A 21,216-nucleotide genomic window follows, 5' to 3' on the forward strand; every position below is an offset into this window, starting at 1 on the left:
ACGGTAGCGCGAACCGGCCATCGGCTCGCGATCACCACCGTTCGAGGGACTGTTTACGTGGCTAGCTAGCGTCTAGGCCATCGAGCGAGCAGTCCCTCGAGCGGGTTCAGTGGACGGTGATGATGTGGTCACCGGGCCCGGCCGGCTCCGCGTGATACGGAACGGTTCCGGCGTAGAGGTAGATCGCGGCGCCGGTCTCGTCGGGTCCGAGGAAGACCTGGTAGTCGGCTGCGGTGGAGCCGGTGTTGGCGTCGCTGCGGATCAGGCGCACACGTCGCACGACCTCGCCGTTCTCGTCCGGGAGCAGTCCCGGGTAGGTCGCGATCGGCTGGCCGCCGAGAGTGTCGTGCAGCTGCGCCGAGTACACGGACTGCGTCGTGGTGAAGCTCTTCGCGTCCGTCGGTTCGGTGGAGTCGTCGGTCATCAGGCGCGGCGGCTGCCGCGTCCGCGGCCGGCGATGAGGCCGTAGATCAGGAGCACGATGATCGCGCCGACGATGGCGGCGATCCACGCGCCGAGGGAGAAGAAGCTGGTGTAGACGTCGAGTCCGAAGAAGCCGGCGATCCACCCGCCGAGCATCGCACCGATCACGCCGAGCAGCAGGGTGAGCAGGATTCCGCCGGGCTGCTTGCCGGGGATGAGGAGCTTGGCGATGGCGCCGGCGATGAGGCCGAGGATGAGGAAGGCGATAAAGCCCATGAGTCGTGTCCTTTCAAAAGGTGGTGAGGTTACGCGGTCGCGTCGGCGGTGGATCGGCCGGCGCTGAAGTGGGGGTCGCCGACGAGGGCATGGGCGGTGTCGGTATAGCCGCGGAGGATCCCGACGCGGTGCATCTTGGTCAGCTTCTCGGTGAGACGGTCGAAGTAGGCCGCATCCGCCGGGACGCGGGCGCCGTTGTTCAGGGTGACGTGGATGGTGTTGCCGATCTGCTGGGCCTCGGCGAGAGCGGTCTGGATGCGGCTGTGGTGCTCGAGCGCCTGGCGGACGTTGATGTTCCAGCTGTCGAAGCCGGCGTCGGTTGAGAAGACGAGCTCTGCCCGGTCACGTGTGGCCTGCAGCTGCAGGGCAGCGACGGTGAGCTGGCCGATCGCAGCGAGCATGGTGCGGTCAGCGGGGAGAACGCTGTTCATGAGAACTCCAGAAACAGGGGGGGATCAGGCGGGGGTGATGGCGGAGTAGATCTGCACGAGCTCGGTGTGGGTGAGTGCGGCAGCTGCGGCGGTGAGATCGGCGAAGTCGCCGAGATCCTGGCCGAGGTGGCCGACGACGTGGAAGTGGGCGCCGTGGCGTTCGATCATCCCGACCCAGCCGGCGTTGTCCTCAGCGACCCAGATGTCCCGGTCGGGGGAGGCCCAGTGCAGCGCACTAGTCCGGTCGGTGAGCATCAGCTGCTCGAGTTCGGCGATCGACTGTCGCCGGGCGACGCGCTCGAGCGCGCCGGCAGCGACGAGCCCGGTGATCGGGGCGGCCGGATCATGGTCGAGGATCGCCCGGTGCTCTTCGATGACGATCTCGAAGACCTCAGCCAGCGGAACCCGCGGGAACTCCGCATGCAGGCGCTGCGCGACATCGGCGATCTGCTCGCCCCGCGCCGAGCGCAGGATGTTCGGTTCGTTCATCGGATGACGAGAACCGCCGCCAACAGTCCGGCCGCCGATGCCGACAAAGCGCACACCGTCGCGGTGAGGGCCGTAGTGAGACGAACGGGTCGCGCGATCGCCGACGAAGTCCGCGACGCCAGCGGCACGAAGGTGGCGCGGCGGCGGCGGCCGGCCAGCTGGGAGTGAAGGGGGAGATGAGTAGTAGAGACGAAAGCCATGATGAGCTCCGAATTTCTCTGCGCTGGGCAGGTCTTCGTCGGCGCCGCTCTGCCTCTCGCGCCAGCGCAGATGCTGGGGTGTCTTCGAGACAGAAGCCTGGGGGCGACCGGTGTGGTCAGAGCATGGCAGTAGTTAAAATATTTAGCAAGTCATCTGAGCAACTAGAATTCTCAACTGTTAGATGTGAGAATCAAGCCGAGGTTGGACACGAACTGGGCATCATGACGGACGCTGTGGTGGGTCTCTCCTTCTAGGAGAGGATGACGCTCATGGCCGCCACCGAAGCACCCGAAGTCAGCGAATTGATCCAAGCTCTTCGCGACTACGTCGACGCACGCAACGCGGCCCTGATCGACGCCCGGCGAGAACTCGGCGTGAATGAGCTCGACGCCCGTGCGCTGCTCTTCATCGCCGACAACCCCGGCGTGCGACCGAGTCAGCTTCGCGACTATCTCGGCATCACATCCGCCGGCATCACGACCCTCGTCGACCGGCTTATCTCCCGCGAGACCGTCGCGCGGGAGTCCGACGAGAAAGACCGCCGCGTGGTGCACCTCACCGCGCTGGTCGACCTCGAGAATGAACCCTGGAGCGCGCTCTACCGCTTCGACACAGCGTTCCAGCGTGCCGCGGATGACTATCCCGTCGAGCAGATCGCCGAGTTCTCGGACCTGCTCGGGAAGCTCACGGCCGGGACTACGAGTCGCCTGCCGTAGCGGCCTGCGTCGCGACGAACGACGCCGATTTCGCCTGGAAGAACGCGCACAACGCGGACACCACCGCAAGATCAGCCGACAGGCGCGCCACGTCGGCTGCTGCGAGTTCGAGCTGCTCTTCTCGCGCCTCGAACGTCACCACCCACCGCGGCGAGCCCACCACGATCGGCTGGATGTAAGTCACCGTCGTGGCATCCGTCAGAGTGACGGCGACCAAGCCCGTGTCGCCATCGCCGGCATCCTGAACGATCACTCGCACCTGCGACGCTTGCGGGTAGCCCAGCAGCGCGAACTCCTCAACCCACGCCTCGAGCGTGGTCTTGCTCCGGAACGGCACATCGACCTCCACAATCGTGCGGCCGCGCCGCGGTCACCCCGATTATGCCCAACGGCGACCAATCTCGCCCAGCATTGACGCCCGCCCGCGTCTTCGTGTAGCGACGCCTCTCGCGCCAGCGCACGATCCGGCAATGCGAAGCGCCCGGCCACGTCCCACCGCGCGAACCCAGCAATCGGTAACGACTCCGCCCTCAGCCGGTGCCGGGGAGGCCACCTCTGGACTGAACTGACATAAGATCAATTATTGGATGGCCGGTGCGGGCGGCGGCTTTCAGCGACGAGATGCTGCCCGATGGTGAGGGCGGTCGCGCTCGGATAATTCGAGTTTCGAAGCCGCATGCCTAGATGTCCGGTGATGATCAGGAGTAGCTGCTCGGCGAGTCCTGTCGGGTCTGCTGCGGGGAGCTTGCGTGCGAGCTGTTCCAGTCGGGTTCGGAGGGTGTCGGTGTCGAGATTTACCGCTTCGAGGATCACCGGGGGAGCGTCGGTGAATTCTGCTGCTGTGCCGAGAAACGCGCACCACCGGGCCCCCATTGGTCGATCCGCGAAGTCGTCGATGGCCTCGAATACGGCGAGCAGCCGATCTCGAGGCGCTGTGTAGCGGTCGATTGCTTCATCCCAGACCGTGAGCCACGCAGCGTGTCGGCGGCGAAGTGCTGCGCTGACGAGGTCGTTCTTGCTCGGGAACGCTCGGTACAGCGTCGCGCTGGACACGTCCGCGGCCGCGGTGATGGCATCGATGGGCGTCGAGGCGATCCCGTCGCGGAAGAAGTGTTCTTCCGCGGCGTTGAGGATCCGATCGATCGTCGACGCGCGCGAGCCCATGGTCGCAGTATATGGTCGCAAAATGAAACGCACGTTTTCGTTACGGTCGGTCTCCCTTGTGGCGGTCTGCGCGGTGATGGTCGCGGTGGATTACGGCCTGATACGTCTGGCGTTCGGGTTGTTCCTGCCGGATGTCGCTCGCGAACTCGGGCTGAGCGCCGCGGCCGCCGGCGTGATCGCGGGCGGCGCCGCCGTCTCGTACTGTCTGGCTGCTGCTGCTGCGTTCGCGACCAGGGGCTCCGCTCCGCGGATACTGCTGATCGGCTCCGTAGCAGCAGCTGCTCTTGGGGGTCTTGGGATGGCGGTAGCTACCGAGTCGACGCTGTTCGGAGCCAGCGCGATCGTCGGATCGGCGGCTGCGGGGGCGGCATCCCCGGCGCTGGTTTCGATCGTCGATCGCAACCTCTCTCCGCGCCGAGCGACCCGCGCGCAGGGCGTCGTCAATGCGGGGACCGGCATCGGCGTCATCTCAGCAGCCGCCCTCGCGCTCCTCCTGCTGCCTGACTGGAGGACGGCCTGGGTCCTGAGCGCTGGACTCGCCATCGTCGCCGGCGCCGCGGTCATCGTGCTGGACCGCCCGGCAGTCTCGGGTGAGGTGAGACGCGCGCCGAGAGCCGACAGGGTGTGGTTCCTGTCCCACAGCATCCCCGTCGCCGCCGCGCTCGCCCTCGGAGCCGCATCGGCCGCAGTCTGGAACTTCGGGCGCACCATGATGTCCGACCACGGACTCGAGCCGCAGATGTCGCTCGTGGCTTGGGCCGCTCTAGGGCTGGGGGCTGTCGTCGCGCTGGTCACGGCGGCGCCGATGAGCTCGCTCGCGCCCCGCACCGCGTGGTCGATCGCTGCAGGTGCCGTCGCCGTCGGCACGGCTGCTCTGATGACACTCGCTGGCAACGCCGCCGGCTCGGCCGCAGCGTGCGCTCTGTTCGGGTGGGGCTACACGGCTTCGACGAACGCCCTCATCGCCTGGACTACAGCGATCGATTCCCGATTGGCATCAGCCGGGACCGCGCTGCTCTTCATCGCCCTCGTCGCCGGCCAAGCCGCTGGCGCGACCCTGACCGGAACCATCGTCGAAAGCCAGGGCTACATCGTCGCGCTCGTGGCAGCCGCCGCGATCGCGCTCGTGGCAGGGGTCATTCCGCGGTTTCGGCCTGGCCAGCTCGGGCATCGCCCACAGCCGGTATCCGATGATTTGTCATAATAAACCTTATTGGCGGGGCGACCGGAGTCGATATGGGTGACAATCACTGCATGGCCAGGGGTGCGCCGCAAACTCTGACGAGCTTCATGCCGATGCGCGCGCTCCGCAACGAGCTCGCCGATGTCGTCGACCGAGCGAACTACGGCCAGGAGCGCATCGGGGTCACCCGCCATGGGAGGCTTGCCGCGGTCTTCATTGGGCCCGACGACCTCGAGCTGCTCGAGCAGCTCGAGGACGCCCGCGACGTGGTCGAGCTGCAGCAGGCGACCGCTGACGACGACGGCGGCCGTGTGTCGCTCGGGCAGCTACGCGACGGACTCGCATAACGAGGGCATTTCGGCAGGACTCGCGGCCCCGCCGCCTGCGAGTCCCCAGGTCGCGAGGTGCAGCTGCGCTTGTGACCCCCCTCGCCCTTGTCGAGCTCAAACATCACCCGCGGCGGGCTGGCGCGCGGAAGCTCGCCAAATCCGGTGACGTTCGGCTGGTAAGTGGCGGCGGCCGCCGGAACCTCTTCTTAGTCATCGACAAGGTGGTCGTGGTCCCGGAGCTCCGCGTCGCCCGTTGCTCTGGGTTCAAGACCGGGCCGCGACGCTTGCCCACACTTTGCCCACAATCAGGCCGTAGCGGCGTCCATGGCAAGCTGATCGTGTGATCGGATCAGCCCGAAAAATCGGGCAAAGACCGGAGACGACCCGACCGAGGTGACTGCAGCGCCGGGTTCAAATCTCGCCGTCTCCAGCCAGCCGCGCAGAGGCCTCGCCCAGAGGCCCGATCACTTCGCGATAGAATCTCAAGAGCAACGCGCCGAGGACTAACGAGCTGCCTGGTCCTCGCGGCGCTGGCGAAAATAAAGACGGGAGCGGCCCCGGAGGGCGACTCCCGTCTGTCAGATTTCGAGCTCCTAGCTCTAAACGTGAGGATACACGACGCCGGTGACAACGGAAGACCTGAGCCCGCTGGTCGTCGCTCGCATGAAGGAACTGGCTGACGATCGAACCTCGTGGCACAGGGCGCTTTGGCAGCCAGGCACGATGGTGCTCCTCCAGGAAGTTCGGGAAGCGGTCGAGGCCACGTGGTCGGGCGCTCTGACTTCCGATGAGGCTATGAAGGACGTGATCGCCGGTGCGAAGCGGCAGGCCTCTCGGGACAGGGGTCTCGGCGACCAGAAAGCGCGTGAGCTCTTGGTTGCGTTGCTGGACCAACTACTCCCCGTGGGGAAGGAGCGCAGCAAATCGAGCGCAGCTCTCCAGCAGATTCTGGATCGCATCTCGACCTTGATTGATCGATCTCGTGCTGGCTACTTCCAGCGCTGGATCGAGCTGGTCGGCGCCGAAGGTGTGGCGGCCACCGAGGTGGAGGTCATAGCGAGGCTGCTGGTTGCGCATCTCACAGACGAAGGGCTCCATCGCAGTCATTTGCACGGATGGTTGAGCAACCTGCCCGAGGACGCCCCGCTGGGGGAGGTTCTCCAGGAAGGTCGGCAGATGCTGCTCGAACCCCCTCGGCAGTTCACGTTCCTTGTCAGCGTTGTGTCGGCGCACAAGGACGTTCGTGCGTCGATGAAGGAGCTCTGGCGCGAGGCGGACGACTATCTGAGGGCATTCGAGCAGTCGGCCAACCCGAAGAAGATCGCAACGCCGAGGCTCGGGGCGGGAGCGATCGAGTGGAGTTGCACTGCCCGCGACCCGCACGGCGCGATGGTTGAGCTGCTTGCGTGGCAACAACGCGTAGTGGTCCGGACCCAGCTCGGGCTAGGGGTTGCCGGGAACGTGACCTTCGGGCCGCACGTGATCGATGTTGTGTCTTCTAAGGTGAGGACGCCGCGCGAAGACCTGCGACCGCTCCGGATCCCGACAATTCAACGCAACAGGCTGTTCTCCGGTGGGCTCAAATTCAGCGATCAACTCGATGGAGCGATCGAACTGCTGGCCTCCCACACTGGTGCAGCCAAGGGGGCGTCGGTCGCTTCCGTCTGGGCGGCCGCGGAAGGACTGCTTGGCAGACCCGGCGGGAAGGGAACTGACGTCGCTGATCGGCTCGCGGACATAGTTGCATGCAGTTTTCCTCGGGCCGAAGTGACGGCGCTCGCTCGGAGCTGGGCTGGCCGCGGAGGTGATGATCTCGCCGCACGTCTGACCACAGCATCTAGTGACGAACAAGCCCGCATGATGGCCGACCAGCTCATACGCTCTGGCGATCCGGGATTCATCAAGGAAGCCGATCAGGCGGCGGTGGCTAGGTACGTTCAGCTGAGCAAGAGCCCCGCCGAAGTGTTGGCGCGTGTCCGCAGCTACTATTCGGCGGCGTTCAGACGTCTCTACTACCAGCGCAACTTCGTAATGCACGCCGCTCGATTCGACTCCGTAAGTCTCAGCGCCTCAGCGCGAACCGCCCCGGCGTTGGTAGCTGCTGCCCTTGATCGAATCATCAACGCCCAACAAGGCGAGGTCAGCATGAGTCCACTCCAGCTTGCCGCGCGGGCAGAGAACGAGCTATCGCTTGTCGGTACTGCCGCCGCGCGCCCTCTGCACGCTCTCCTGGACTGAGGAATGGCGGCTACAAGCTCGACGTCCTTGCTGCTGGGCCTCGCCGGCGTTGTAGTGGGTGCTTTGCTCACTGGCCTATTCGGCCTCGTGAGCGCCGCCGTTCAAGGGCGGCGTGAGCACAGGAGGTGGATCAGGGCAGCACGCCTTAAGGCGTATGGCGAGTTCCTTGCTTCGATCGACACTTGGATGCAGTTGTTGTGCACATCCTGGGTGGAGCGCGTAGCGCTCGGGCAGACGACATCCGAGCTGGAAGCGCGCGGTCTCGTCGTGGAGGAGGAGGTACAGCGCGCACAGTCGCGAGTGGTGCTGTTAGGACCCGATCCTGTGCGAGCATGCGCGGCCCAGTATCACCATGCAGTTATTGATCGCATCGAAGCGACGCAAGCCGCCGGCAGTATAGAAGCCGTGGCGAGAATCGATCTGAAGCCGCTCACTGAAGCGCGGGCATTGATGCTTGCCGTCATGAACAGGTCGCTAGGGCTGGGGCCAGACTTCTGAGTCTGTAGCGGGTCCGGGGTCGACGGCCGGGCCCGGAGCGTTCGCCCCTAGAAGGATCGCAGCCAGGCCTGCACCTGATTCGTGGACTCGGCCCGTTCGAGATTGGGGCAACGGTATTCGGCGCCTGCATCGCCGAAGTCCTGTCGGGCATTGACCCGGACCTCTGGGCGGCGGATATCGTCGGCGCGGTCGGGTTCCTGGCTGCGGTGGCCTGCTTCGTTCGATGTCGGCTCTCCTGTGGTCGCACCACCCTCATCGGCGGCCCCGCATAGCCGGCCTGGAGCGCGGCTCGTCTTTCGACGAAGCGCAAGTCTGGCCACGATTCGGCCACAACTGAGCGCGATCGAATCGGGTTCCGGTCATCACTTGACTGCATTTCTGTCGTCGTTTCCACGGGGGCAGGCGGCTCAGCGGCGGCAAGTTTTCGCACACGGCTAATGATTGCGAGTCGTTCTCGAGTTGACTCCTGGGCCGTTCGAGTGCTGCGCATCGAGGCACGGCTTCGGTGCCCACAGATTGCCCACAACTCGCGGCAATCGAGGGCTATGGCTCGTGATCACTGCGACCCAAAACCCCTGAAATTCCAGCGCTTGTGGCATCCTGTGCCTGTAACCGCAGGGCGGGTGCGGTAGTTCGAATCCCCCGCCCTCCGCCACCGAGGAATGGAAGCGCCGGCAAAGCCTGCGAAGGCCCCTGGATCAGGGTCGTGCCGAGACCCTGATCGGCGGTGAAGACGTTGCCCGAGTGCAACGTCTGCGAAGGCGCCGGCGGAGACCAAACCAACGGCGTACTCCGGGGCGCCGGTATTGCGCCTCAGTCGCACGACGAACCCGCGAGTGGCGAGTTCCTCAGCCAGGGCGACGAACAGCACCGTGAACAGCCGCGACAGGATGAGCCGCGCGCCGGCTTCGGCGTAGTCGAGGCTGATCAGCACGATCGGCAACGCGACGTCGATGAAGACCTGCATCGCGCTTCCATCGGCACCGCGCACCCCGCCGCTCTTGCCGAACACCGCCCCGACGAGCAGAGCGGCCGGTTTGCCCGGCGAGGCGCTCGACGGTGCTCACTTCCGCCGCGATGAGAGCACATGTCCCGAAGATGTGTGCTCACACATGTGGACCGCGTACCGTCAGGTCTCTATCTCTACCGGATCGAGGCTCGCGATGAGCACCCATGACGAGCACGACCCGCCCCAGGCGCGACACCGCGCCGAACGCCAACCGCGCCGGCCGCGCCCGGAGGCCACACCTCTGACGGCCAGTACGAAAACCGCACTTCAGCCCCAGCCTCGACCCGCCGCGGCGTCCACAACCGCGGCACCCGACGCGCTCTCCTGATTCATCACGGCGTCCCACCGCAGGAGAGCGCCGGGACCGGACAGCTGATCGCTGATCGCCGTCCGATCCCCGGTGCCGTCGCCAGCCGCTGGCGGCGGCACCCCCCCGATCCGCTTCACACCGCCCAGAAGGGCACACCATGACCAGCTCGCGCCCCGTTCTCGCCCCGGTCTCGCCGCCCGAGGAGCGCATGCTCCTCGGGCTGCGCGGCGTTCTGGTCGGATCCCTTCCGGTCGCGCTGCTGACTGCGGACGGGCCCGACCGGTACACCGTCGAGGCAGTATTCACCCGCCGCCCTGAACGCGAGGAGATCGCCGCGATCCTCGATTACGAGACCCGGGGCCATCTCGCGCTCAACGGATACTCGACGATCGAGCTCGCCGTCTCCGACCGACGACTCGAGATCGCCAACACGAACCTGGAAGAGCTCCGCGACGGCCTCGCATCGGTGATCGCTGCACGGCTCTCCGAGATCAGCGCCCAGGTCATCGCCGACCGCCTCCTGGCGAACGCCCGCACCGCCGACGCCGCCAGGGTCGAACACCGTCGAGCTGCTGCCGTCGTCGCTCTCGTCGAATCGATTTCCTTCGAGAGCAACTAGGCGATACTCCGCTGGTTTCGCACCGGCTGGCGGCACACCCCGCACCCGATCGGATGACTCGAGCCCGGGTCATCTCGAGCGAGAGCGGGCGCAGAGCGCATCGCGCGAGGATGTCATCACGGGTCCGAGCGACAGAGCCAGGTGCGCAGTCCTGAGGACTGACGGCGCGATCGGCGCGAGGTGATCCGGTGGATGCGGCGGCAAGGTCCCAGGGCCTGGTGCGGTAGTGCAGATCCCTGCCCTCCACCATCGTGACTGCGGCTCCCGCCCGACGTCTCGGTCTCTCGGGTGACGGCATCGACTGTCGATGCCCACGCTCTGCCCAAATGCGCGCGCGATCGGGGCGAGATACCTCGCGCCGTCCGGAGTCGAATGAGCGCCGCGGTCCCGTCGCGGTCAGGGCTGGGTAGCTTGGTCGGGTGCGCGGTGCCGACCCCGACGTCTCCTACTCGCGGTCGCCGACGATTCCCCGTCCCTCGCGCTGACGTCCGCGCGCAGCTCCGCGGGTCGAGATGACCGCCGCGGAAGCTGGCAGGATCGACCTCCTATGCTCGGCATCCTTCGGCGGCGCGGTGTGCCCGCTCTCGTTCTCACCTCGCTGATCGGCCGGTTGCCGACGGCGATGAGCGCGCTCGCGCTCGTGCGGCTCGTCGTCGACACGGGCGGGGACTACGCCTCGGCGTCGGCGCTCACTGCGACCTTCGTGATCGCGGGGACGATCGGGCAGCCGTTCCTCGGACGCATCATCGACCGCGCCGGACATCGCTCGCTCGTGCTGCTGCTCTCGGCGGTCGTCACGACGCTCGGGTTCGTGATCGCGGTGCTGACGGTGCAGGGAGTGCCGGCCGTGGCGTTCGTCGCCGTGGCGGTCGCCGGATTCTCGACGCCGCCGATCGAGTCGACGCTGCGCAGTCTGTGGCCGGCGCTATTCCGCGACGCGACGCAGCGCGCATCCGCCTACGCGCTCGACGCCGCCGCCGTCGAGGTGCTGTTCATCATCGGACCGCTGCTCACGGCGACCGGCATCGCCGTGTTCGGTGCGCAGATCAACGTGCTCGCGATGGCCGGCGTCGGGCTGGTCGGCGGGATCGCGTATGCGGCGCGGGCTGTCGTGCGGCGTCCGGGCGAGGTGGATGCGCGGGTCGGCGCGAGGGCCGACGCGGGCGCCGACGCGCACGTCGGCATGAGCGCGGGAGCGGGCGCGGGCGCGAAGCCGGGCGCTGATGACGACACCTCGCGCACCGTGAGTTCAGCACCGACCCGCCACGGCACCCCGCTCTCGTCGGCCCCCTTCGTGCGCATGCTCATCCTCACGCTGACCGCCGCGATCCCGGTCGGCGCGCTGACGCTCACCGCGACCGCTTACGGATCGCTCGCGAGCAACGACGACTTCGGCCCGGTCGCGCTCGCCGCCAACGCGACGGGCGCGCTCGTCGGGGCGCTGGTGATCGCGCGCTTCCCGCTGCGGCGTCCGCCGGCGCGGGCCGCGGCTCCGGTCGCCGTGATCCTCGGCGCGCTCTACCTGCCGACCGCCGCCGCGGGTGCCCCGCCGGTGGTCTGGATCGTGCTCGCCTTCGTCGCCGGACTCTCGCTGCCTCCGCTGCTGACGCAGATCTTCGCCCTCACCCCCGCCCTCGTGCAGTCGCGTCACGCCAACGAGGCGAACGCGTGGGTCGTCAGCGTCTTCGCGGTCGGCATCGCCGCCGGCACGGTGCTCGGCGGGATCACGGTGGATGCGCTGGGTGCGTCGTCCGGCATCCTCACCACCGTGCTCGTCGCCTCGGCCCTCGCGATCGTCGGCGGGCTGCAGGCCGGCTGGGGTGCGGTCGCGCCGCGCGCGGCGGCATCCGCGTCGCACCCCGACTGAAGGTCAGTCCTCGGCCCGGCCCACCGGGCTCACCGAGGCGAGGTCAGTGCTTCGCGCCCGTACCCAGCAGCACGCCGCCGAGGCCGATCATCATGACGCCGCCGGTTCCGCGGATCGTCGCGAGGCGGCGCGGCGAGCGGGCGAACCAGTTGCGGGCGGTGCCGGCGAGCAGCGCCCAGACGAGGTCGGAGGCGAGGCCGATCGACACGAAGACCGCTCCGAAGACGAGCATCTGCGTCGGGACGTCGCCGCGGCTCACATCCACGAACTGCGGCAGGGCGGCCGCGAGGAAGACGATCGTCTTCGGGTTCGTCGCGCCGACCACGATGCCGTGGCCGATGAGGCGCCGACGCGAGACGCGGGTCGCCTCGGCGGCGCCGTCGATCGGGGCCCGCCGGTGCCGGATCGCCTGCACGCCGAGGTACATGAGGTAGCCCGCGCCGACGACCTTGATGACCGTGAACGCGATCTCCGAGGCGGTGATCACCACGCCGAGCCCGAACGCGACGGCGAGCACGAGCGGGATCACGCCGATCCCGTTGCCGACGACGCTGAGGGCGCCGCCCATCCGCCGATGCACGAGCGAGTGCCCGATCACGAACAGCACGCTCGGGCCGGGGATCACGATCAGCACGAGCGCCGCGAGAGCGAAGGCGGCGAGGTGATCGGATGCGGGCATGCGGTCACCCTAGACCCGGATTCGAGCAGCTGGCAGTCTGGGATGACGACGACCGGAGGACCTCGTGCGTGACCTCGTCTACTTCATCGCCGCATCCCTCGACGGCTTCATCGCCGCGCCCGACGGGGATTTCTCGCGCTTCCCGACACAGCCCGACACGCTCGCCGCGCTGTTCGAGCGCTACCCCGAGACCTGCCCGACCCACGTGCGCGCCGCGCTCGGCGTCACGGGGGAGCCGCGCCGCTTCGACACCGTGATCATGGGCAGCGGTACCTTCGCTCCGGGGCTGGATGCCGGGCTCACCGGCGGCGCCTATCCGCACCTGCGTCAGATCGTCGTCACCCACCGCGAGCTCGACCCGGCCGACGGCGTCGAGACGCTGACGGGCTCCACGGCGGAGCTCGCCGCGCAGGTCGCCGCCCTCAAAGCCGAACCGGGCGCCGACATCTGGCTCGCCGGCGGCGGCGACCTCGCCGCGCAGCTGATCGACCAGATCGACGAGCTGCAGATCAAGGTGAACCCGATCGTGCTCGGCGACGGCATCCCGCTGTTCGGGCGCCGTGCCGGGGTTGCCACTGCCGCGACGCCCGCCCCGATCACCCGCGACCTCGCCCTGGTCAGCAGCGAGACGCTGCCCGGCGGGGTCGTGCTGAACACCTACCGCTGATGCCGGCGGACGCCCCGTCGAGCCGGCCGCTCTCGGCGCAGACCCTCAGCGAGACCCATCGGCGGGTGCTCGCGTTCTGGGCGGCTGACTGCGTCGAGCGGGTGCTGCCGTTGTTCGAGGCGGCGGCGCCGCACGAGTCGCGGCCGCGCGACGGGCTGGCGCGGGTGCGCGCCTACGGGAGGGGCGAGCTGGATACGGCGGGCGAGATCCGGCGCCGATTCGAGGCGGGGCGGGCGGCCGGGGTCGTCAGCGCTCCGGCCGCGGTCGCCGCCGCGCGCGCCGTCGGGCAGGCGACCGGGATCGCGCACATGGGGGCGCATGCCCTGGGCGCGGCGGCCTACGCAGTGCGCGCGGCACGCCTCGGCGCCGACTCCGAGACGGACGATCCGCAGCGCGCCGCCGACGCCGAGATCGCGTGGCAGCTCGCCGACCTCACTGTCGAGGCGCGGGATGCGCTGCGTCGGCTCCCCGCGCTCGGCGCCGACCCGGCGGGGCCGCTCGGATCGGGACTGCTCGCCCGCGGCGATCTCGGCGACACGATCCGGGCGCTGCAGGCCGGAATCGCATCCCGCTGACAGGTCCCCGGCGGGCACGCCGCCCGAGAACGCGTCGCGCGGTCGCGACCAGCAGGCGGGGAACGAGCAGCGACGGCGCACGCCGCACATCGGCGAGGTCCGTCGGCCGGCGCACGAGACGCGGCACGCGCGCGTCAGCTCTGCGCGGTGACTCCCGCCTCGGCATCCCGCGCCGCCACGAACGCCGCCACCGCGCGCTCGATGTCCTCGAGCGAGTGCGATGCCGACAGCTGCACGCGGATGCGCGCGGTGCCGCGCGGCACGACCGGGAACGAGAACGCTGTCACGTAGACGCCGAGGTCGAGCATGCGGTGCGCGATGCGGGCCGTGAGGGCGGCGTCGCCGAACATGACGGGCACGATCGGATGCTCGCCCGGCTGCAGCTCGAAGCCGGCGTCGGTCATGGCCGCGCGGAAGGCCGCCGCGTTGCGCTGCAGCCGACTGCGCGCATCCTGCGAGCCCTCGATCACGTCGAGGGCGGCGAGCGTTCCGGCGACGATGACCGGGGCGACGCTGTTCGAGAACAAGTACGGGCGTGAGCGCTGGCGCAGCAGATCGACGATCTCGCGGTGCGCGGCGACGTAGCCGCCCGAGGCGCCGCCGAGCGCCTTGCCGAAGGTGCCGGTGAGGATGTCGACCCGGTCCTGCACGCCGCACAGCTCGGGGGTGCCGCGTCCCGATTCGCCGATGAAGCCGACCGCGTGCGAGTCGTCGACGAAGACGAGGGCGTCGTAGCGCTCGGCGAGGTCGCAGATCGCCTCGAGCGGGGCGATGTAGCCGTCCATCGAGAAGACGCCGTCGGTCACGATCACCCGGAAGCGCGCATCCTCGGCGGCCACCAGCTGCGCCTCGAGGTCGGCCATGTCGCGGTTGCGGTAGCGCAGGCGACGCGCCTTCGAGAGGCGGATGCCGTCGATGATCGAGGCGTGATTCAGCTCGTCGGAGATGATCGCGTCGTCGGCGCCGAACAGGGTCTCGAAGACGCCGCCGTTCGCGTCGAAGCACGACGAGAAGAGGATGGCGTCGTCGGTGCCGAGAAAGCCCGCTACGCGCCGCTCGAGCTCGCGGTGCTGGGTCTGGGTTCCGCAGATGAAGCGCACGCTCGCGAGCCCGTAGCCCCAGGTGTCGAGAGCGTCGTGCGCGGCGGCGACGAGCGTCGCGTCGTCGGCCAGGCCGAGGTAGTTGTTGGCGCAGAAGTTGAGCACATCCTGCCCGTCGGCGTGGATGCGGGCGCTCTGCGGCCCGGAGATCTCGCGCTCGTGCTTCGTCAGCCCGGTGGCCTCGATCTCGTCGAGCTGCCCGGCGAGGTGGCTGCGGAATGCGGTGTACATCAGAGCTCCGTCCAATCGAGAACGACCTTGCCGCCGGACCCGGCGGAGGCGGCCGCGAATCCGGCCTTCCAGTCGCGGGCGGGGATGACCTCGGTGATGACCGAGCCGATCGCGGCCCGCAGCGCGCTCGAGGTCTGCAGCATGGCCGACATCGCGTTCCAGGTCTCGAACATCTCGCGACCGTAGATGCCCTTCACGACCAGCATGTGCGTGACGACCTTGGCCCAGTCGATCGCGAAGGGCGCGCTGGGCAGGCCGAGCATCGCGATGCGGCCGCCGTGGTTCATGTTGTCGATCATCTCCGGCAGCGAGGTCGGTGCGCCGCTCATCTCGAGCCCGACGTCGAAGCCCTCGCGCATGCCGAGCGCGGTCTGGGCCTCGCGGATGCGCCGGGCCGACACGTCGACGACGTCATCCGCGCCGATGCCCTTCGCCAGCGCGAGCCGCGCCGGGCTGATGTCGGTGCCGACGATGAAGCGGGCGCCGACGTGCCGGGCGATCGCGATCGCCATCAGGCCGATCGGGCCGCATCCGGTGATCAGCACGTCCTCGCCGACGAGCCGGTAGGCGAGGGTCGTGTGCACGGCGTTGCCGAGCGGGTCGAAGATCGCGCCGAGCTCGGGCGAGATGTCGCCCTGGTGCACCCAGACGTTGCTGGCCGGGATGGTGAGGTACTCGGCGAAGGCGCCGTCGCGCTGCACGCCGAGGCCGACGGTGCGGATGCACATCTGCCGCCGCCCGGCGCGGCAGTTGCGGCAGGTGCCGCAGACGATGTGGCCCTCACCCGATACCCGGTCGCCGAGGTCGACGTCGCGCACGAGCTCGCCGGTCGCGACGACCTCGCCGTAGAACTCGTGGCCCGGGATGAGCGGAGCCGTGATGGTCGAGGCCGCCCAGTCGTCCCAGTGGTCGATGTGCAGATCCGTGCCGCAGATGCCGGTGCGCAGCACGCGGATCACGACATCATCGGGGCCGGCGACCGGGTCGGGCACCGTCACCCAGTCCAACCCCGCACCGGGCGCCGTCTTCTGCAGAGCGCGCATGCGCCCTGTCTAATCGCGTCGATAGCGCAGAACAACGGCACGGTTCTTCATCGATCGTGAAGTGGATGCTTCACTATCCGATGTGGAGGTCCATCAGCTGCGGCTGCTGCGCGAACTCGCCCACCTCGGCAGTGTGAGCGCGGTGGCCGCCGCATCCGGCGTCTCGCCCTCGGCCGTGTCGCAGCAGCTCGCCGCCCTGCAGCGCGGCTTCCGCACCTCGCTCACGCGCAAGCAGGGTCGCTCGCTCGTGCTGACGGATGCCGGACTCGCGCTCGTTCGCGCCGGCGACGGCGTGCTGGATGCGGTGGCTGCGGCCCGCGCCGCCGTCGACGACTACGAGAGCGACGAGCGCGGCGTCGTGCGGCTCAGCGGCTTCCACAGCGCCGGGCAGGCGATCTTCGGCAGCCTCATCGCCGAGCTCGCCGCGAGCGGCGGACCCGAGGTGCGCTTCACCGACGAGGACGTCGCGCAAGACGACTTCCCGGCGCTCGCCGCCCGCTACGACCTCGTGCTCGCGCACCGACTCGACCACAGCCCGCCCTGGCCCGACGACGGCGTGCGCGTCATCACGCTCGTGCACGAGCCGCTGGATGTCGCGCTGCCGGCATCCCATCGCCTCGCCCGGGCTTCGCGGCTGCGTCCGGCCGACCTGATCGACGAACGCTGGGTCAGCAGCCGGGTCGGCTTCTCGCCCGACGACGTGCTGCGGGCCGTCGCGGCGTCGGCGGAGCGCACCATCGACATCGTGCACCGCGTCAACGACTGGAGCACGGTCGCGTCGATCGTCTCGACCGGCGACGCGCTCGGGCTGCTGCCGCGGTACACCGGCAGCCTCGCGCACGTCGACGGCGTCGTCACCCGGCCCCTCGTCGGCGTCGGCACGACCCGCTCGATCGACGTGCTCGCGCGCCCCGAGATCTTGCGACGGCGTGCCGTGCGCGCGGTCGTCGAGTCGCTGCGGCGGGTGATGGATGCGCTCGCGGCGGGCGGAGCGGGCGTCGCCGGAGCGGGCCCGGGTGCGGGCGCGAGCGCCGACCTCGGCGCGGAGGACGACCAGGATCAGCGTCGCGGATGACGCGGCCGCGCCTCCTCGCGGCCAGAGTGATCCCGTGATCTCCACCGTGCTCGCGAGCGTCTCGCGCCGAGACACCGAGTCCGGCTCTCAGTCGAGAAGTGACCTGCTCCACAGGACGGGCACGGCGACGGTCGACAGGCGGAAGGGCCTGAATCTCACGAGGAGATCGTCGAAAGCGAGCTCGTCGAAGACCACGATCGCTCCGAGTGCCCACAGAACATCGAGTCGAAGGTCAGAATTCGCGTCGTCATTCCACTGGAACGAGTCGACGATGCGAACGACGTGCGGCTTCGCGGCGCTCAACGCGGCATCGAGCTGCGGATTGCTCGTCAGCGTCGACACCACGAGGACCGAAGCGTGGTCGAGCTTCTCGAGAAGGTCGGGCTGATACTGCACCGCAGCGGATTTGCCTTCTTCCCAGTCCGATTTGGTCAGCGACGGCAGGGTTTCGATGAAGGCGGTGACTTCCCGCGTCCGCGGCCCGTAGAGCATGGCCACACCGTACCTTCATCGAGTTGCATCAGATCATGGATCTCGCTTGCTGGCTCAGCTGCGACGACGCCAGCCCAGCGCCGAGCACCCACACCGAACTAGCGTCGGAGCATGCGCGCGATCGTCTACACGTCCACCGGCGGATCCGAGGTCCTGAACCTCGTCGAGCGTGAGGAGGCGCACGCCGGGCCCGGCCAGGTGCGGGTGCGCATCCACGTCAGCGGAGTGAACCCGACCGACTGGAAGCGCCGCGCCGCCCAGACCGCCCCGGCGACCGGCGGCGGTGCGGACGGCTCCGACGCCCCGGCGATCGTGCCGAACCAGGATGGCGCCGGCGTCGTCGACGAGGTCGGCGACGGCGTCGAGGGGCTCGCGGTGGGTGATCGCGTGTGGGTGTTCCTCGCGCAGCACGAGTCGGACGACGGCACCGCGCAGGAGGTCGCCGTCGTCGAGGCGTGGAAGGCCGTGAAGCTGCCCGACGGGGTGAGCTTCGACGTGGGCGCGAGCCTCGGCGTCCCCGCGATGACCGCGCACCGCGCCCTGACCGTGCACGAAGACGGCCCGCGCCGCCTCGCCCCGGGATCCCTCGACGGACGCACCGTGCTCGTCACCGGCGGCGCCGGCGCGGTCGGCCACGCCGCCATCCAGCTCGCCCGCTGGGCCGGCGCGACCGTCATCACGACGATCTCGAGCGACGCCAAGGCCGCCCTGGCGACCGACGCGGGGGCCCACTTCGCAATCGACTACACGCAGGGCGACCCGGCCGCGGCGATCCGCGAGCTCGCCCCCGACGGGGTCGACATCGTGGTCGACGTGGACTTCATCCGCAACGTCGGGCTCGTGGCGGCGGTCGTCGCGACCCGCGGCTCGGTCGCGATCTACGCGAACAGCGGCAGCGACATCCGGATCCCGATCCGCGAGTGGATGGGGCTCAACGCCCGCCTGCAGTTCGTGCTGCTCTACACGGTCGGCGACGAGGCGCTGCGGGCCGGCGTCGAGGATGTGACGGCCGCCGCGGCCGCCGGAGCGCTCGAGGTCGGCGACGCGACCGGACTCCCGCTGACGCGCTTCTCCCTCGCGGACACCGCCGCCGCGCACGACGCCGTCGAGGGCGGCGTCGTCGGCAAGGTTCTGATCGACGTCACCGCGAGCTGATCGGCTCGCGCGTGGACGTCGTCGGGCGCCTGAGTCGGACACGCGGATGGGGCGGCGTCGGCGAGGGCGCAGCGCCGCTGACGTGCGAGCGAGCTCGGGCAACGGGCCGCCCGGTGCGCGAGCACCGGCTGAGTGAGCGTGAGTCGGTCTCGGGGGACGCCTCTCGGGCGGCGCGAGGGCGGATGATCTGGCGCCGAGGCGCGTCGCCGAAGACCATGCTGGGAGCGAGGCCGGTGACCGATTCCGCAGCTGGAACCGACCCCGTCGAATGTCGGTGGTCGGGGTCAACATGAAGACATGGAGAAGCCCCCGCCCGCGCTCGGCATCGGCGTCGCCGACGCCGCGCTGACGGAGCTGGCGGGCGACGCCGAGGGGATCGTCGGGTTGCTCGCCGCCGCCCAGGTGGCCGAGACGCGGATGCTCGCCCGGGCCGGTCAGATCGCCGCGGCCGAGGCGGCGGGGCAGCGCGCGAGCGTGCGGGCGCACGACGTGGCGCTGCGTTCCGTCGCCGTCGAGCTCGCCGGTGTGTTCCGCGTGACCGATCGCACGATGCAGGGGCGCATCGGTGACGCGCAGGAGATCGTCGAGAAGTACCCGGTCGCGCTCGCCGCGTGGGAGAGCGGATCCATCACCCGCGGGCACGTGACCGTCATCGTCGACGCCGGACGCATTGTGGGCGACTCGCTCCGCGCCGAGTACGAGCGCGAGGCGATCGACCGCTGCCTCCGCGACACCCCGAACCGGGTCAGGGCCGGGCTCGAGCTCTACGCCGAGAAGCTCACCCAGCGCTCGTTCACCGAACGACACGAGGAGGCGGCCCGTCGGCGGGCCGTGCGTCTCATCCCCGGACACGACGGGATGTGTGAGGTGATCGCCACGGTTCCCGCGGTGATCGGCGACGGCATCGTCGATCGACTCACGCGGATGGCGCACGCCGTGATCGACGAGGGACGGACCGACTCAGCGGGCGGCCCGGGCGACCGTCGCGGCATCGACGCCGTGCGTGCCGACGTCTTCGCCGACCTGCTGCTCGCCGGAGCCCCGCAGCTCGACCCGACCGCGCACGGTGACGCCGACGGGATCGGCGCCCTCGGTGCGATCCGCGCCCACGTGCAGGTCGTGGTGCCGGCGTCCGCGCTCGTCGGACTCGGCGACGATCCCGCCGATCTCGTCGGGCGCTCGCCGGTCGACGCCGGCACCGCCCGCCGGCTCGCCGGAAGCGCACCGTCCTTGTCGCGCATCCTCACCGATCCGGTCACGGGCGGCGTGCTCGTGACCGATCGCTACCGGCCGACCGCCGATCAGCGTCGTCACCTGCGCGTGCGCGACCAGCACTGCCGCTTCCCCGGATGCCGCCTGGCCGCAACCCGTTGCGAGATCGATCACACGATCGACCACGCCCTCGGCGGACCGACCACGATCGGCAACCTCGCCCACCTCTGTCAGCGGCACCACTCGATGAAGCAGTTCACCCGCTGGCGAGTGCAACAGCTCGGCGGCGGCGTTCTCGAATGGACTTCGCCCACCGGACGCATCTACCGCGAGGATGCGCCCACGGTGGCGGTCGCATTCGCCGGCTTCGATGAGCCCGCGCCTCGCGCCTCCAGCACGATCGAGGTTCCCCGGTCGGCCCCGCCCGATGCGCTCGATCCACCCGGCGCCCTCGATCCACCCGGTGAGACCCGATGCTTCGGTGAGGCCGACGTGTTCGGGCCGCCCGACGAGCATCCCGAGATCCCAGTCGAGCTCCTCGCCGAGCTCTTCGACTTCGGAGACGTGCCGTCAGCTCAGCTGCTGGCCGAGCTGCTCGAGATCGAGCGTGCACTGCTCAACCCGGCCCCGTTCTGACCTGCCCTGCGTGCTCCGGCGAATCGTCGGCGAGTGATCTTGCGTCGTGCCGCGTCGTCAGCGGAGCGCGGGAGACGTCAGCCGAGCATGATCGCGGCGAGCAGGATCGCGCCGCTCGCGATGAACAGCGCCGTGCCGAACTGCATGGTCCGCGACTTGTTGTGACTCGCGGTCTTCACGCTGACCTCGAGGATCGGGCATCCCGACCAGCCGATGAGGCCGACGGCGAGGGTCATGATGACGACGCCGATCCACCAGATGCCCTCGAGCACGGCCGGCAGGTGATCGGGGCGCCAGCCGCTCGCGAGCAGCGGGCCCATCGTCGCGCCGATCGACAGCACGACCGCGGCGAACCAGATCGTGCCGGTCCACATGATGCGCTGCACATTCGGCACCGGCTCCATGAGGTCGTTCGGCACCGGGCGCTCGCCGCCGGGCGACGCGCCGATTCGCGTGTCATCGGACTGCTGCGTCATCCCCGGTTCGTCACTCACGAATCAGGTCTAGCACCGTGGCCGTCGTCACGCTGGCTGCACAAGGGATGCCGATGCGGCACACAGCTTCGCGCGCCGAGACGGCTTCCGCGTTCGGGTCGCGG

Annotated in this window: 24 protein-coding genes; 12 read left to right on the top strand and 12 right to left on the bottom strand. The window is 69.2% G+C overall.

Annotated features, from left to right (window positions below; all coding sequences use genetic code 11):
- Positions 1–106: 106 nt before the first annotated feature.
- Genes FJ657_RS05505 through FJ657_RS05520 form a run of 4 tightly spaced genes read right to left on the bottom strand, consistent with a single transcriptional unit; the run spans position 107 to position 1,619 of the window.
- Positions 107–424, bottom strand: a complete 318-nt coding sequence (locus tag FJ657_RS05505; protein ID WP_141162607.1) for a hypothetical protein — start codon at positions 422–424, stop codon at positions 107–109.
- Complete coding sequence (locus tag FJ657_RS05510) at positions 424–699, bottom strand: GlsB/YeaQ/YmgE family stress response membrane protein (protein WP_141162608.1); 276 nt, start codon at positions 697–699, stop codon at positions 424–426. The genes FJ657_RS05505 and FJ657_RS05510 overlap by 1 nt, the downstream gene beginning before the upstream one ends.
- Before the next feature lie 29 nt (positions 700–728).
- Positions 729–1,130 carry a hypothetical protein gene (locus FJ657_RS05515; RefSeq protein ID WP_141162609.1) on the bottom strand — a complete coding sequence of 134 codons (402 nt, stop codon included), beginning with the start codon at positions 1,128–1,130 and terminating at the stop codon, positions 729–731.
- Between the two features lie 24 nt (positions 1,131–1,154).
- Positions 1,155–1,619, bottom strand: a complete 465-nt coding sequence (locus FJ657_RS05520) for a hypothetical protein (RefSeq protein ID WP_141162610.1) — start codon at positions 1,617–1,619, stop codon at positions 1,155–1,157.
- Positions 1,620–2,089: 470 nt separating this feature from the next.
- Here FJ657_RS05520 and FJ657_RS05525 point away from each other — a divergent pair, with 470 nt between their 5' ends.
- Positions 2,090–2,536, top strand: coding sequence for a MarR family winged helix-turn-helix transcriptional regulator (locus tag FJ657_RS05525; protein ID WP_181408880.1), 447 nt, complete (start codon positions 2,090–2,092; stop codon positions 2,534–2,536).
- On the opposite strand, the gene FJ657_RS05530 is transcribed toward FJ657_RS05525, so the two are convergent.
- Positions 2,517–2,885 (bottom strand): hypothetical protein, encoded by a 369-nt coding sequence (locus FJ657_RS05530; protein WP_255447154.1) that lies wholly within the window; start codon positions 2,883–2,885, stop codon positions 2,517–2,519. The genes FJ657_RS05525 and FJ657_RS05530 overlap by 20 nt on opposite strands.
- Positions 2,886–3,112: 227 nt before the next feature.
- Complete coding sequence (locus FJ657_RS05535; RefSeq protein WP_141162612.1) at positions 3,113–3,700, bottom strand: TetR/AcrR family transcriptional regulator; 588 nt, start codon at positions 3,698–3,700, stop codon at positions 3,113–3,115.
- A 22-nt stretch (positions 3,701–3,722) separates the two neighbouring features.
- Between FJ657_RS05535 and FJ657_RS05540 the strand changes: the two genes are divergently transcribed.
- The 4 genes from FJ657_RS05540 to FJ657_RS05555 all read left to right on the top strand — a co-directional run bounded on the left by FJ657_RS05540 (position 3,723) and on the right by FJ657_RS05555 (position 7,948).
- Positions 3,723–4,904 (top strand): MFS transporter, encoded by a 1,182-nt coding sequence (locus FJ657_RS05540; RefSeq protein ID WP_181408881.1) that lies wholly within the window; start codon positions 3,723–3,725, stop codon positions 4,902–4,904.
- A 50-nt stretch (positions 4,905–4,954) separates the two neighbouring features.
- The gene (locus FJ657_RS05545; protein ID WP_141162614.1) at positions 4,955–5,230 is read left to right on the top strand and encodes a type II toxin-antitoxin system Phd/YefM family antitoxin; all 276 of its coding nucleotides are present in this window, start codon (positions 4,955–4,957) and stop codon (positions 5,228–5,230) included.
- Positions 5,231–5,935: 705 nt separating this feature from the next.
- Positions 5,936–7,450 (top strand): hypothetical protein, encoded by a 1,515-nt coding sequence (locus FJ657_RS05550; protein ID WP_141162615.1) that lies wholly within the window; start codon positions 5,936–5,938, stop codon positions 7,448–7,450.
- An 87-nt stretch (positions 7,451–7,537) separates the two neighbouring features.
- Positions 7,538–7,948, top strand: coding sequence for a hypothetical protein (locus tag FJ657_RS05555; RefSeq protein WP_141162616.1), 411 nt, complete (start codon positions 7,538–7,540; stop codon positions 7,946–7,948).
- Positions 7,949–8,504: 556 nt separating this feature from the next.
- Here the strand turns inward: FJ657_RS05555 and FJ657_RS05560 are convergent.
- Entirely contained in the window at positions 8,505–8,960 is a 456-nt protein-coding gene (locus tag FJ657_RS05560) for a hypothetical protein (protein ID WP_141162617.1), read from the bottom strand.
- Positions 8,961–9,424: 464 nt separating this feature from the next.
- On the opposite strand from FJ657_RS05560, the gene FJ657_RS05565 reads away from it, so the two are divergent.
- Together FJ657_RS05565 and FJ657_RS05570 are read left to right on the top strand one after the other, a co-directional pair.
- On the top strand, positions 9,425–9,886 hold the full coding sequence (locus FJ657_RS05565; RefSeq protein ID WP_255447155.1) for a hypothetical protein: 462 nt from the start codon (positions 9,425–9,427) through the stop codon (positions 9,884–9,886).
- A 547-nt stretch (positions 9,887–10,433) separates the two neighbouring features.
- Positions 10,434–11,753: an MFS transporter gene (locus tag FJ657_RS05570; RefSeq protein WP_141162618.1), complete on the top strand. Its 1,320-nt coding sequence runs from the start codon at positions 10,434–10,436 to the stop codon at positions 11,751–11,753.
- 43 nt (positions 11,754–11,796) lie between these two features.
- On the opposite strand, the gene FJ657_RS05575 is transcribed toward FJ657_RS05570, so the two are convergent.
- Positions 11,797–12,432 (bottom strand): LysE family translocator, encoded by a 636-nt coding sequence (locus FJ657_RS05575; RefSeq protein WP_141162619.1) that lies wholly within the window; start codon positions 12,430–12,432, stop codon positions 11,797–11,799.
- Positions 12,433–12,496: 64 nt separating this feature from the next.
- Here FJ657_RS05575 and FJ657_RS05580 point away from each other — a divergent pair, with 64 nt between their 5' ends.
- Both FJ657_RS05580 and FJ657_RS05585 read left to right on the top strand, forming a co-directional pair.
- Positions 12,497–13,099, top strand: a complete 603-nt coding sequence (locus FJ657_RS05580; RefSeq protein WP_141162620.1) for a dihydrofolate reductase family protein — start codon at positions 12,497–12,499, stop codon at positions 13,097–13,099.
- Positions 13,099–13,674, top strand: a complete 576-nt coding sequence (locus FJ657_RS05585; RefSeq protein WP_141162621.1) for a putative immunity protein — start codon at positions 13,099–13,101, stop codon at positions 13,672–13,674. Before FJ657_RS05580 ends, FJ657_RS05585 begins: the two co-directional genes overlap by 1 nt.
- 134 nt (positions 13,675–13,808) lie before the next feature.
- On the opposite strand, the gene FJ657_RS05590 is transcribed toward FJ657_RS05585, so the two are convergent.
- Both FJ657_RS05590 and tdh read right to left on the bottom strand, forming a co-directional pair.
- Positions 13,809–15,005, bottom strand: coding sequence for a glycine C-acetyltransferase (locus FJ657_RS05590; RefSeq protein WP_141162622.1), 1,197 nt, complete (start codon positions 15,003–15,005; stop codon positions 13,809–13,811).
- On the bottom strand, positions 15,005–16,048 hold the full coding sequence (gene tdh / locus FJ657_RS05595; RefSeq protein WP_141162623.1) for an L-threonine 3-dehydrogenase: 1,044 nt from the start codon (positions 16,046–16,048) through the stop codon (positions 15,005–15,007). Before tdh ends, FJ657_RS05590 begins: the two co-directional genes overlap by 1 nt.
- 82 nt (positions 16,049–16,130) lie before the next feature.
- Between tdh and FJ657_RS05600 the strand changes: the two genes are divergently transcribed.
- A complete protein-coding gene (locus FJ657_RS05600) occupies positions 16,131–17,123 on the top strand; it encodes a LysR family transcriptional regulator (protein ID WP_141162624.1) in 993 nt (330 codons plus the stop codon).
- An 87-nt stretch (positions 17,124–17,210) separates the two neighbouring features.
- On the opposite strand, the gene FJ657_RS05605 is transcribed toward FJ657_RS05600, so the two are convergent.
- A complete protein-coding gene (locus FJ657_RS05605) occupies positions 17,211–17,615 on the bottom strand; it encodes a hypothetical protein (RefSeq protein ID WP_141162625.1) in 405 nt (134 codons plus the stop codon).
- A 111-nt stretch (positions 17,616–17,726) separates the two neighbouring features.
- Between FJ657_RS05605 and FJ657_RS05610 the strand changes: the two genes are divergently transcribed.
- The gene (locus FJ657_RS05610) at positions 17,727–18,770 is read left to right on the top strand and encodes an NADPH:quinone reductase (RefSeq protein ID WP_141162626.1); all 1,044 of its coding nucleotides are present in this window, start codon (positions 17,727–17,729) and stop codon (positions 18,768–18,770) included.
- A 297-nt stretch (positions 18,771–19,067) separates the two neighbouring features.
- On the top strand, positions 19,068–20,618 hold the full coding sequence (locus FJ657_RS05615; RefSeq protein WP_141162627.1) for an HNH endonuclease signature motif containing protein: 1,551 nt from the start codon (positions 19,068–19,070) through the stop codon (positions 20,616–20,618).
- Positions 20,619–20,695: 77 nt separating this feature from the next.
- Here the strand turns inward: FJ657_RS05615 and FJ657_RS05620 are convergent, their stop codons facing one another.
- Entirely contained in the window at positions 20,696–21,112 is a 417-nt protein-coding gene (locus FJ657_RS05620) for a hypothetical protein (RefSeq protein WP_141162628.1), read from the bottom strand.
- Positions 21,113–21,216: the final 104 nt, after the last annotated feature.

Source organism: Schumannella soli, assembly GCF_006517435.1.
Lineage (GTDB): Bacteria > Actinomycetota > Actinomycetes > Actinomycetales > Microbacteriaceae > Schumannella > Schumannella soli.

Coding starts and splice junctions, on each gene's coding strand:
- FJ657_RS05540 (WP_181408881.1), top strand. CDS start 3,723: ATGAAACGCACGTTTTCGTTACGGTCGGTCTCCCTTGTGGCGGTCTGC.
- tdh (WP_141162623.1), bottom strand. CDS start 16,048: ATGCGCGCTCTGCAGAAGACGGCGCCCGGTGCGGGGTTGGACTGGGTG.
- FJ657_RS05610 (WP_141162626.1), top strand. CDS start 17,727: ATGCGCGCGATCGTCTACACGTCCACCGGCGGATCCGAGGTCCTGAAC.
- FJ657_RS05585 (WP_141162621.1), top strand. CDS start 13,099: ATGCCGGCGGACGCCCCGTCGAGCCGGCCGCTCTCGGCGCAGACCCTC.
- FJ657_RS05550 (WP_141162615.1), top strand. CDS start 5,936: ATGGTGCTCCTCCAGGAAGTTCGGGAAGCGGTCGAGGCCACGTGGTCG.
- FJ657_RS05515 (WP_141162609.1), bottom strand. CDS start 1,130: ATGAACAGCGTTCTCCCCGCTGACCGCACCATGCTCGCTGCGATCGGC.
- FJ657_RS05615 (WP_141162627.1), top strand. CDS start 19,068: ATGGAGAAGCCCCCGCCCGCGCTCGGCATCGGCGTCGCCGACGCCGCG.
- FJ657_RS05535 (WP_141162612.1), bottom strand. CDS start 3,700: ATGGGCTCGCGCGCGTCGACGATCGATCGGATCCTCAACGCCGCGGAA.
- FJ657_RS05525 (WP_181408880.1), top strand. CDS start 2,090: ATGGCCGCCACCGAAGCACCCGAAGTCAGCGAATTGATCCAAGCTCTT.
- FJ657_RS05575 (WP_141162619.1), bottom strand. CDS start 12,432: ATGCCCGCATCCGATCACCTCGCCGCCTTCGCTCTCGCGGCGCTCGTG.
- FJ657_RS05565 (WP_255447155.1), top strand. CDS start 9,425: ATGACCAGCTCGCGCCCCGTTCTCGCCCCGGTCTCGCCGCCCGAGGAG.
- FJ657_RS05570 (WP_141162618.1), top strand. CDS start 10,434: ATGCTCGGCATCCTTCGGCGGCGCGGTGTGCCCGCTCTCGTTCTCACC.
- FJ657_RS05510 (WP_141162608.1), bottom strand. CDS start 699: ATGGGCTTTATCGCCTTCCTCATCCTCGGCCTCATCGCCGGCGCCATC.
- FJ657_RS05505 (WP_141162607.1), bottom strand. CDS start 424: ATGACCGACGACTCCACCGAACCGACGGACGCGAAGAGCTTCACCACG.
- FJ657_RS05520 (WP_141162610.1), bottom strand. CDS start 1,619: ATGAACGAACCGAACATCCTGCGCTCGGCGCGGGGCGAGCAGATCGCC.
- FJ657_RS05590 (WP_141162622.1), bottom strand. CDS start 15,005: ATGTACACCGCATTCCGCAGCCACCTCGCCGGGCAGCTCGACGAGATC.
- FJ657_RS05605 (WP_141162625.1), bottom strand. CDS start 17,615: ATGCTCTACGGGCCGCGGACGCGGGAAGTCACCGCCTTCATCGAAACC.
- FJ657_RS05545 (WP_141162614.1), top strand. CDS start 4,955: ATGGCCAGGGGTGCGCCGCAAACTCTGACGAGCTTCATGCCGATGCGC.